Below are 1,506 nucleotides of genomic sequence, written 5' to 3'. Positions count from 1 at the left end.
TTTCTCTTCTGCGTCTTGTAACGCCAGAAGGGGATGAGGCGGTGTTCGGCTATGTCGTCGCAGAAGAGCAGATGCCGGAGGTGATGCGCCGTCGCTTTGGTCTTTCGACACCCTTGCCGAAAGATGCGGTTGTTTTCATCGCGCCCGACCGCGAGGCGGCAAGCGACGAGCCGAAAATGTATCGCGAGACATTCGGCCTCACGCCTGCGGAAGCGCGCCTCGCCGCCAGCCTGAAGGATGGTTTGTCGCTGAAAGAGGCGGCGGAAAAACTGGGCCTCTCCGTCAATACAGTGCGTAATCAGGTCAAAAGCATTTTTGAGAAGCTCGGCGTCAATCGGCAGAGCGATCTGATCCGTCATTTGACGGAGCTTTCACGTCTCGCCTCCTATATTCAAGTGCCATCTCCGCCACCGGTCTCTCCACGCATATTGCCTTCTGTGCCGCGGAGCTTCATTGACATGCCGAAGGGGCGGCGGATCGCTTATCGCGAGTATGGCGACAGGAACGGGCAGCCGACACTGATGCTGCGCAGCTCGCTCGCAAGTTCGCTGATCCGTCCGCAGGAAGTGGAGGCAGTTGAAAAATACGGCATTCGGCTTGTCGTGGTTGAGCGGCCGGGATGCGGGCAATCCACGCCTGACCCCGATATGACCTATGCGAGTTTCGCCTGTGACATGGAAAGGCTAATGGATGCGCTGAACCTGAAGCGCGTTACGCTTACCGCGAACTCATCCAGCGTTCCGCTTGCCCTTTCGACGGCGCTGCGCCTTGGAGATCGCATCAAGCGCATTGCGCTAACGACCGCGCGTTTTGAGCCGCCCATGCCGCGCAAGGGGCGGCCGGGCATGGTGAATTATTTCTTCAGCCATCTGCGCCGTCATCCCTGGCTGCTTGATTCTACGCTTGCGATCTTGCGGGCAAAAATGTCCCGCCCGTTCATGCGGTCGCTTGTCTTTCACTTCTTCGAAAAGTCACCGGCGGATTTTGCCGTTCTGGAGCGGGACGCGGCGCTTGTGGAATATCTCATCGACGAGACGATGGATGCGATCGGCTGGAGTGTGGAAGGGCTTGTCCATGAATCGCAGCTCATGTTGCGGGAGACGCCGGCGGATTTCTCGGGCGTTTCTGTTCCCGTGAGCCTGTGGCATGGCGAGGCGGATGGCATCATTCCGCTCGCAGAAATGCGCGAGCAGCTTCTCCGAACGAAGCTCAGGGTTAATGAAGTTCGCACCTTCCCCGGCCTTGGGCACCTCTTCATGACGCATGTGCGCGATGAGTTTTTCGAGGCGCTGCTTGATTAATCATCGGTGATCCCGTTCTTTCTGACGGGATTGGTCCATTTGCACTATTCTGTGCTTTCACGCGCGCCGCTACGACTCTCTGATGATCCGGACATGGGGTGCCGGATACGAATTCAGAGGGCTGATCATGAAAATCAAATCCGCTTATGTGGCGGTTGCCGCTGCCTTTCTTCTGGCAGGGTGCGAGACCACGGGCATGGATAGT

General features: G+C 57.8%; 1 protein-coding gene. It reads left to right on the top strand.

Translation table 11 applies throughout. The annotated features are described in order from the left end of the window. Positions 1-1,301: alpha/beta fold hydrolase (locus tag WBF74_RS06295; protein ID WP_424436847.1), on the top strand; the 1,301-nt coding region annotated here is incomplete at its 5' end. Between the last annotated feature and the right edge of the window lie 205 nt (positions 1,302-1,506).

This window comes from Parvibaculum sp. (assembly GCF_049672805.1).
Classification (GTDB): domain Bacteria; phylum Pseudomonadota; class Alphaproteobacteria; order Parvibaculales; family Parvibaculaceae; genus Parvibaculum.
The sequence above is the reverse complement of the archived record's forward strand: the minus strand, read 5'-3'. Positions and strand labels throughout refer to the sequence as shown.